Origin of the sequence: uncultured Faecalibacterium sp. (assembly GCF_900066275.1) — a bacterium.
Taxonomy (GTDB): Bacteria; Bacillota; Clostridia; order Oscillospirales; family Ruminococcaceae; genus Faecalibacterium; species Faecalibacterium taiwanense.
The window spans coordinates 1-8,938 of record NZ_FMFG01000055.1; the positions used below are offsets into that span (position 1 = coordinate 1).

Below are 8,938 nucleotides of genomic sequence, written 5' to 3' on the forward strand. Positions count from 1 at the left end.
TTAAGCTCACTTGTGCCGAAGATAGTTCGCTGGAAACGGCGCGTGAAAATAGGTAGTCGCCGACTTGAACAGAAAGCTCTGAGAGAAATCTCAGGGCTTTTTTGTTGCACAAAAATATGGAGTGGATTTTGGTCGAAATGATAACAGGACAGGACTTGACAAAAATACTACTATGCAATACAATATAGATAAGCTACTATGTATTACATAATAGGCAAAAGGAGGTATCCAGTGGAAAACAACACACAATTGCTCAAGGGCGTTTTGGAATTCTGTGTTCTGAAATTCATTAGCAGAGAGCCGACCTATGGCTATGAGATCGTGATGCATCTAAAACAGGTCGGGTTTTCTGACTTGAGTGAAAGCACGCTTTATCCGCTGCTGCTGCGGCTGGAGCAGCAAGGAAAGGTTACAGTAGAACGCAGACCTTCCCCTAAGGGGCCGAGCCGGAAATATTATATTGTAACTGAAGAAGGTCGAAAGGCACTTCTTGAGTTTCGGCAGGATTGGTATCAGCTCTGCCAGCTGGTGGAGAAAATTTTTAAGGAGGAGCCATATGAATAAGTATTTTGCGTTGCGAAAGGCAAATCGGATGCGTACAAAGCTGCTGAACGAAAAAAGCCAGGAGCAGCTGAAAGAAGTGATCCGGTATCTTCGCCGGGTCAGCTGGGATTTCTGCGGCATTGAACTTGTGTGCAGCGATCTGCTTGATATTTCCATCCAAGCCAATGCAGAAAATCAGGAACTGTTCGATTCGATTTCGGATGCAAAAACCTTTGTAGAGGAGGTCAAGCCATGTTTGAAAACACTGAGAGCTGCGGATTACTTCTGGTTTGTTGCACCGCTGTATTTCTTCTTTGAGTGGGGCGTGGAAGGGCTGCTGCTTTACCCGGTAATTGGTGATTGGGTTTTTGAACTTTCTGTAGGCTATCTGATGCAGCTTGTTGTTGCAGTGACGGTTTTTTGCGCACTGTTCCGCCGGATGATGGAGCAGGTAGGCTTTCCGCCACGAGAGCATTGGCTGAAATATGCTACATGGCTGGTGCTTTATATCGTGACTCTGTATGGAACGGGCTGGTTCTTTACCCAGATCGCGGGTAAGATCGTACTGCTGCGGCTTCCGATCCTTAGCTATTCGATTTTTTGCCTGCTTCTGGGTGCAGGACTGTATGCAATACATTTTTGGAGATATGGAAAAGACCCGCGTCTGAGTGCTCGCATATAAAGTAAAAAGCGCCCCCGCTGCACTGTGCATAACGGTGCAGCGGGGGCGCATACTTTATTGGGTGGTGTACCGGTCAGGATACGAGCTTCCGCTTAGCCCTTGCCTGCGCAACCGAACAGCTCGATCTTCTCCTTGCACTTGGCCTCGATGGCCTTTGCGCCGGGAGCCAGCAGCTTGCGGGGGTCGAAGCCCTTGCCCTGCTGATCCTTGCCCTCTTCGATGTACTTGCGGGTAGCCTCAGCAAACACCAGCTGGCACTCGGTGTTGATGTTGATCTTGGAAACGCCCAGGCTGATTGCCTTTGCGATCATCTCGTCGGGGATGCCGGTGCCGCCGTGCAGGACCAGAGGAATGTTATTGGTGGCCTTGTGGATGCGATCCAGAGCCTCGAAGTCCAGACCCTTCCAGTTTGCCGGGTAGACACCATGGATGTTGCCGATGCCGGCAGCCAGGAAGTCAATGCCCAGAGCAGTGATCTTTGCGCACTCCTCGGGGTCTGCAATCTCGCCGGCACCCACAACGCCGTCCTCGACACCGCCGATGGAACCGACCTCGGCCTCGATGCTCAGGCCCTTAGCGTGTGCCAGAGCAACCAGCTCCTTGGTCTTTTCCACATTCTCCTCGATGGAGTAGTGGCTGCCATCGAACATGATGGAAGAGAAGCCGGCCTCGATGCAGGCCTTGCAGCCCTCATAGGTGCCGTGATCCAGATGCAGGGCAACGGGAACGGTGATGCCCATGGAATCGACCATTGCGCTGACCATAGCAGCGACGGTCTTGAAACCGGTCATGTACTTGCCGGCACCCTCGGAAACACCCAGAATCACAGGGCTCTTCATTTCCTCGCAGGCGGTCAGAACGGACTTGGTCCACTCCAGATTGTTGATGTTGAACTGAGGCACACCGTAGTGGCCATCACGTGCTTTGATCAGCATTTCGGTTGCATTTACCAACATTATTCATTACCTCCACAAAATCATTGGGGTCTTGCTCGTTTCATATCCGCTTTGTGCACGGTTTAACGAACCTACAGAATTAGTATACCCCAAACAGCGGCCAAAATCAATCCAAACCGGTGTTTTTCCTGTAACAATGCGGGGATTCTGTTTCTGGCAGGGTGCAGGGGGTTACTGCCAGAAGCGCGTATATTCGATAGAATGCAACAAATTTCCATATAATGTGCAATAAGCGGCCGAAAGACAGAAAGCTTGATGAAGGACGGATTTTCAACACAGATCCACATTCGTCAAAATGATATTGGGCAATTTGGCAAAAGCGGACAGGATGCAGTTCAAAAAATTGTCATATTTCCGACTTGTATTCTACAAATTGTACGCAGGAAATCAAAAAAGGTCGAACCAAAAAGTGGAAAACCTTGTGGAAAGTGTGGAATTCCACAGGCAAAACAGGCTTTAAAGCTGGACTTTTGAACTTTCTCCACAGGGTTTTCAACATGTGGAAAAATAATCGCTCTTCTACGGATTGTATACCGCGTTTTTGTGGAAAACTTTTTTCTCCGGCAAAACAGAGGGATATCTACCCAGCAGCCGGGTAAAGCTGATGCAGGGCGGCAGAACATTTCTGCAAAAAAGCGGAAACGGTCTCCGGCACCACGAACAGAAAAACTTTTGCAGGACGCGGATAAAAAACGGTAATTTGCTGGCAAACAAGGTCGGCTTATGCTATACTTCAAGATGAGTTATCAGCTTCAGATCATACCGGTGCGCGGCCCAGAGTGCGGCGTGCCTTTTGGAGGGTGTGCACAGCACCTTCCGGTGATACAACGGAAGGAGAAAATCATCATGGAAGAAAAGAACCAGCCGCGCCGTCCGCGCCGCAGCCCGGAAGAGCCGCTGCAGAAGAACGAGAGCCTTGTTTATGGCAAAAATCCGGTGACCGAACTGCTGAAAAGCGGTTCCGGCGTGGACACCGTGCTCATTGCTGAGGGCATGGCTCCGGCCGTGGCGGCTTACTATACCGCATTGGCAAAGGAAGCGGGTGCCACGGTGAAGCGGGTGCACCCCAACAAGCTGCGCCTGATGACCGGCACCGAGAGCCATCAGGGTGTGGCGGCATTTGCCAGCGAGATCGAATACGTGACGGTAGACGACCTGATGGCAGCAGCCAAGGACAAGGGCGAGGCACCTTTTCTGGTGCTGAGCGATGGCATTGAAGACCCGCACAATCTGGGTGCCGTGATGCGCAGTGCTCTGCTGTGCGGTGCGCATGGCATCGTGATCCCAAAGCGCGGCGGAGCATCGGTCACGCCTACCGTCATCAAGTCCAGCGCAGGTGCCGCAGAACGCCTGCCGGTGGCTCGTGTGGCCAACATCGGTGAGACCATCCGCCGCCTGAAGGAGCAGGGTGTGTTCGTCTACTGCGCCGATATGGACGGCGTGTCTCTGCGCAGGAACAACCTGACCGGCCCCATTGCACTGGTGCTGGGCAGCGAGGGCAGCGGTGTTTCGCAGCTGGTGAAAAAGCTGTGCGACGGCGTGGTGCGGCTGGATATGGCAGCACCGGGCACCGGTGTGGACAGCTACAACGTGTCGGTGGCTGCGGGCATTATTCTGTACGAGATCCAGTCCCAACGCGCAGCACAGCAGGCATGATCCGGCATTCGGGCCGGAACCTCAATTTGAATTACAGGAGGGACAAGAATGCCGAAAGATAAAAATAATGGCCGGGAAATGACCCCGGATGAAAAGTTCCGCTCCTTTTTCAGCACCACGGCGGTGGATATCCCGGAGGAGATGACCCGGAGAGACGAAAACCAGCCGGAGGAAAAGCCGCAGAAACGGTTTGGCCTGTTTGGCCGTGGTAAGGAAAAGCAGGAGACTGACGAAGCTGCAGCAGAGCAGCCGCAGGAAATGCCAACCGGTGAGGTGCGGCTGGGTGAGGATGCGCAGCCGGAGCCGGAAGCGGATCTGGAACTGATGCTGAAGCCGGAGGCAGACCCGGAACAGGAACTGGCCCCGTGGCCTTTTCTGGAGAAGGAAGCAGAGGATGCACAGCCGGAAGCACCCGCCAAAAAGCCGGAGGAAAAATCTGCACCGCAAACGGCGGACCCCCCGGCGGCAGTGAAGCCGGAAACACCCCGGCAGAGCGCTGTCCCGGCGGCAAGACCCGCAGAGCAGCACAGCACGGCAAAGCCTCTCCGGCACCCCAAGAATGCGCCGGAGGTGCTGCTGCCGCAGGAAGAGCAGGAGCAGCAGGAGATGGCACAGCTCAAGGCGATGATCAACGGCCTGAGCGACCAGAAGCCGGAAAAGCCTGCACCGAGGGCCGAAGCGGCCCCGGCAGCAGAAACTGAACCGGATGAAAGCAAAAAGAAACCGTCCGGTGCACCGCTGCCCGCGGCTGTGTTTGCAGCGGTAAAGGAGACGGCACCGGAGCTGCAGCCGGAACCTGTGCCGCAGCCGGAAAAAACGGAGCAGCCGGAAAAGCAGCCGGTGGCCGATTTCTTTGGCAAGGCGCAGAGCGAGGACGCACCGCAGGCACCTTTGGCCCCGGCAGAGGAGCCTGCCGCAAAAGAGGACACTATGAGCCTGCCGCTGCTGCCGCTGGACGGTGAAGAGCCGCAGCAGGCACCGGAGAAGGCACCCGCTGCGCCACAGCCGGAACTGAAAGCTGAGGCGGAGGACGCGGTGTCTCCGGAGGAACATGCCGAAACGGAGCTGCCCGAGCCGGAGGCTACGGTGGATAAGCTGCACCGTATGAGTGCAGAGCTGACGCTGCGCTGCGTGCTGGGCGGCATTCTGGCTGTGGTGCTGCTGCATTTTGGTTTGGTGTCGGATGGGCTGCTGCCCGCCATGGCGGCGCTGGACCCGGATGCTGCCCCGGCGGCATTCTATGGTGCAAACCTGCTGCTGCTGGCAGCAAGCCTGTGCGTGGGCTTCCCGGTGCTGCGCGACGGCCTGAACGGCCTGCGCGGACGGCCTTCTTCCGAGACGATGCCGGCGCTGGCCGCAGTGGCAGCGCTGGTGCAGGCGGTCACAGCCATGCTGAACGCAAATGTTTACCGCGGCACTACCGGCATCTCGCTGCTCAGCGGCATGGCCGCGCTGGGGCTGTTCCTTGCGCTGCTGGGCAGCCGGGTGATGCTGGCTGCTGTCAAGGGCGGCTATGAGCTGGTGACCAATGGTGTGGAGTTCGAGGGCGCCTACCGCGCCAAGGATAAAGACCTGCTGCGTGCCCTTGCACGGGATCTGGAACAGAAGGACCCCTGGGTGCTGCTGAGCCGCCCAATGAAGGAAGCTGACGGCTTTGTGGAGCAGAGCTTGAGCGAGCGCGCAAGCGAGCGCCGTGCCCGCAAAGTTTCGTACATCCTGCTGGTCGTTGCCCTGCTCAGCGGCGTGCTGTTCCTGCTGGCAGGTGCCGGCTGGAACAAAGCTGCGGCTGCCATAGCCGCTGTGCTGTGCATGGGCGCACCGCTTTCTTCTACCCTGATCGCGGGCGTTGCCTCGCTACGGCTGCAGCGTGCGGCTGCGGCTGTGGGCGCAGTCGTGCCCGGTTGGCAGGCCATTGAGCAGCTGGGCGGCATTGATACGCTGCAGATCGATGCAGACGACCTGTTCACCGCCGACAGCGCACAGCTGGAGGATATCCGCATCTTCAAGGGCGGCCGCATCGACCGCGCCATCCTGTACGCGGCCAGCGTGCTGAACGAGAGCCACGGCACCCTGAAGGGGCTGTTCCGCCAGATCGTTGAGGAACGCACAGACATCCTGTTCCCAGTCAAGGATCTGGAGCAGCACCATGGGCTGGGCTTTTCCGCCTGGTGCGATAACAACCGCATCCTCATTGGTACCCGCCGCTATCTGGAGCAGGAGGGCGTGCCACTGCCGGACGAGGAATACGAGATGCAGCACTCGAAGAACGGCGAGCTGCAAATTTTGTATCTGGCTGTGTCCGGCAATCTGCACGCTATGTTCGTGCTGAAATATGTGGGCGGGCGCAATGTGGCCCGCGGCCTTGCCGTGCTGCAAAAGGAGAACATCCGCCTGCTGGTCACATGTCAGGACCCCAGTCTGACTGCACACCACATTACCGAAGCATACCGCCTGCCGGAAGGCATGATCACCGTGCTGGATCAGGAGCAGTGCAACGCCATCAAGGCCGCACCGGAAGACCCGGAGGACACCTGCTGCATGATCCATCTCAAGGCGTTTGCCAGCCTGACCGGCGGTCTGCAGGCTGCGGATCAGGCCCAGAACGCCGAGAGCAGCGCCACCACAGTACAGATGGTCTCGGTGCTGTTCTCCATTATCATTGCAGCGCTGCTCACCAGTGCAGGCAGCATCTGGGAGCTTTCGGTGGCAACGGTGCTGATGTATCAGGCAGCGTGGAGCGCCCTGAGCATTGCTGTGTGTGCACTGAAGCAGCATAACTGAGAAATATTCTCAGAATAAATAGGAACCGTTCTTGATTTCCATCAAAAAATATGGTATACTCTGTTCAGAACCTGAGCCGCAGGCGAAAAAATTACCGCCGGGCTGAATGATAGAGCCGGGATCGGTCGATCCTGACAGAAGATCCGTTTTTGAAAGGAGAGCATCATGGAACTGAAGGGTACCAAAACCGAGAAAAATCTGATGGAAGCGTTTGCAGGCGAGAGCCAGGCACGCAACAAGTACACCTTCTTTGCCAGCATGGCAAAAAAAGAAGGCTACGAGCAGCTGGCCGCGATCTTTGAGGAGACCGCCGGCAATGAGAAGGAGCACGCAAAGATCTGGTTCAAGCTGCTGTGCGGCGGCGCGATCCCCGATACCCTGACTTGTCTGGACATGGCAGCAGGCGGTGAGCACGACGAGTGGACCGAGATGTACCCCCGCATGGCCAAGGAGGCCAAAGAAGAGGGCTTCCCTCAGATCGCAGCACTGTTCACCATGGTGGCACAGATCGAGAAGGAGCACGAGGAGCGCTACCGTGCGCTGGCCGAAAACCTGAAAAACAACAAGGTCTTTGCCCGTGAGGAGCAGCAGGTATGGCAGTGCCGGAACTGCGGCTACACCTATATCGGCAAGTCCGCACCGCTCAAGTGCCCGGTGTGCGCACATCCGCAGAGCTACTTTGAGCTGAAAAAGATCAACTACTAAGCTGAAAATTCAAAAGCAGAACAGCGCCGCCGCATCCGGTTTGCCGGGTGCGGCGGCGTTTTGTACAAAATTGAAAAGCGGATTTTATTATTCTCCACAAAATAAGGCTCAGCTGCCCGGCAGAATGGGCAAAAAACTTGACCCGGTTTTGCACTGCGTGTAAAATAATACGGAGACAGGAATATTTAAAGGATCTTGCAGCAAAGCAGGCGGGGAGGGCAAAGCCCATGAAGCAGGGGTTCAAAGCGTGTGTTTGTGCAGTGGTGCTGTGCGCAGAACTGTTTGCAGCCGGGGCCTTGTCGGCCTATGCTGCGCAGGAGCAGCCGCTGCCGGACAGCGGCATGACATTGGACACTGCCGAACTGACGCTGGATATCACCGAAGGAGACCCGGCCCCGGTGGCCTACCTGAATGTGCAGGCACCCAACGACTACTTCTTTCTGATCTGGACTTCCAGTGATCCGGCAGTGGCATCGGTGGACGGCACCGGCAAGGTGACCGGCCATGCCGAGGGCACTGCGGCCGTCACGGCCCGCAATGAGCGCGGCGAAAAGACCACCTGTACCATCACGGTGCGCAAAAGCACAGCCAGCCGCTTGGTGCTGAACACCAGCGATCTGACGCTTACCATTACAGAGCAGGAGCCTGTCCCGACGAAACAGCTGAAGCTGGAACAGAACAAAGGCGGGTTTACCTATGTGCGGCAGTGGGTCAGCAGCAACCCGGCGGTGGCATCGGTAAGCACAAACGGTACCGTAAAGGCGCAGGGGTCCGGCAAGGCCGTCATCAGCGCACTGACCACAGCCGGGCAGGTGCTGCGCTGCACGGTAACGGTCACATCGGAGATCGGACGGGTGCAGATAAGCAAAAACGCCATGCTGCTGCAGGCAGTGGGAGCCAGTCAGAAGCTGACCGCGCAGGCTGCAGGCGCCAAAAACGGAACGATGACATGGCTCAGCAGCAATCCGGGCGTGGCAACTGTGAGTGCGGATGGCATGGTAACGGCGGTGGGCGACGGTGAAACGATGATCCTTGCCGTTACACCGGAGGGTCGTGCCGATGCCTGCTATGTGGCCGTGGGAGCGGCGGCGTGGCGGTTCCGCTCGGAGGACGAGCTTGCCGAAACGCTGACCCTGACCGGCCAGCTGCCCTATTCGGATGGAAAGTAAAAAGAAAAATGGGAGCGTTCTGTGCAGCAGGATGCTCCCATTTTTTCAAAACCCGCTGGGCAGAAAGATCATGGTTCCCCGGGCAGACCACGCCATCCGCTGGGCCATGCAGCCGGGCGCACCGGCCAGCAGAAACAGGGCCAGTGCGGCGAGCAGCAGCACCCATCCAAGGCCGCTGTGCGGCCTGCCGGAAAAAGGATCCCCTTTTTTGCGTCTCATCCCGCTGCCCCCTTTTTGCTGTGCTGGGCCATCCTATGCGCCGCAGGCACCGATTGTGCAACCGGCCCGGCTGTGGTACAATAAAACCTTAAGAGATACATTGTGCAGGGAGAACGATTTTATGCTGACCATTACACTGCTGGGCACTGCGGCTACCATGCCACTGCCGGACCGGGCACTCTCGGCGGCGTTTGCTGCCTGCGGCGGTCACGGCCTGCTGTGGGACT

The 8,938-nt window shown here is 56.9% G+C and carries 8 protein-coding genes; 6 read left to right on the forward strand and 2 right to left on the reverse strand.

Annotation, left to right across the window (positions count from 1 at the left end):
• The first annotated feature begins 231 nt into the window (after positions 1-231).
• The gene (locus tag QZL71_RS12325) at positions 232-564 is read left to right on the forward strand and encodes a PadR family transcriptional regulator (RefSeq protein ID WP_120081349.1); all 333 of its coding nucleotides are present in this window, start codon (positions 232-234) and stop codon (positions 562-564) included.
• Entirely contained in the window at positions 557-1,225 is a 669-nt protein-coding gene (locus tag QZL71_RS12330; protein WP_207699184.1) for a hypothetical protein, read from the forward strand. Before QZL71_RS12325 ends, QZL71_RS12330 begins: the two co-directional genes overlap by 8 nt.
• Before the next feature lie 92 nt (positions 1,226-1,317).
• Here the strand turns inward: QZL71_RS12330 and fba are convergent, their stop codons facing one another.
• Positions 1,318-2,181 carry a class II fructose-1,6-bisphosphate aldolase gene (fba, locus tag QZL71_RS12335; RefSeq protein ID WP_005941384.1) on the reverse strand — a complete coding sequence of 288 codons (864 nt, stop codon included), beginning with the start codon at positions 2,179-2,181 and terminating at the stop codon, positions 1,318-1,320.
• Positions 2,182-3,027: 846 nt separating this feature from the next.
• Here fba and rlmB point away from each other — a divergent pair.
• The 4 genes from rlmB to QZL71_RS12355 all read left to right on the forward strand — a co-directional run bounded on the left by rlmB (position 3,028) and on the right by QZL71_RS12355 (position 8,492).
• Complete coding sequence (gene rlmB / locus QZL71_RS12340) at positions 3,028-3,837, forward strand: 23S rRNA (guanosine(2251)-2'-O)-methyltransferase RlmB (protein WP_097780956.1); 810 nt, start codon at positions 3,028-3,030, stop codon at positions 3,835-3,837.
• A 48-nt stretch (positions 3,838-3,885) separates the two neighbouring features.
• Positions 3,886-6,618, forward strand: a complete 2,733-nt coding sequence (locus QZL71_RS12345) for a cell envelope biogenesis protein OmpA (RefSeq protein WP_294648989.1) — start codon at positions 3,886-3,888, stop codon at positions 6,616-6,618.
• A gap of 165 nt (positions 6,619-6,783) precedes the next feature.
• Positions 6,784-7,323, forward strand: a complete 540-nt coding sequence (gene rbr / locus QZL71_RS12350) for a rubrerythrin (RefSeq protein ID WP_005941401.1) — start codon at positions 6,784-6,786, stop codon at positions 7,321-7,323.
• Positions 7,324-7,550: 227 nt separating this feature from the next.
• Complete coding sequence (locus tag QZL71_RS12355) at positions 7,551-8,492, forward strand: Ig-like domain-containing protein (RefSeq protein WP_294648991.1); 942 nt, start codon at positions 7,551-7,553, stop codon at positions 8,490-8,492.
• Between the two features lie 45 nt (positions 8,493-8,537).
• On the opposite strand, the gene QZL71_RS12360 is transcribed toward QZL71_RS12355, so the two are convergent.
• On the reverse strand, positions 8,538-8,711 hold the full coding sequence (locus tag QZL71_RS12360) for a hypothetical protein (protein ID WP_154255902.1): 174 nt from the start codon (positions 8,709-8,711) through the stop codon (positions 8,538-8,540).
• Positions 8,712-8,938 lie beyond the last annotated feature (227 nt).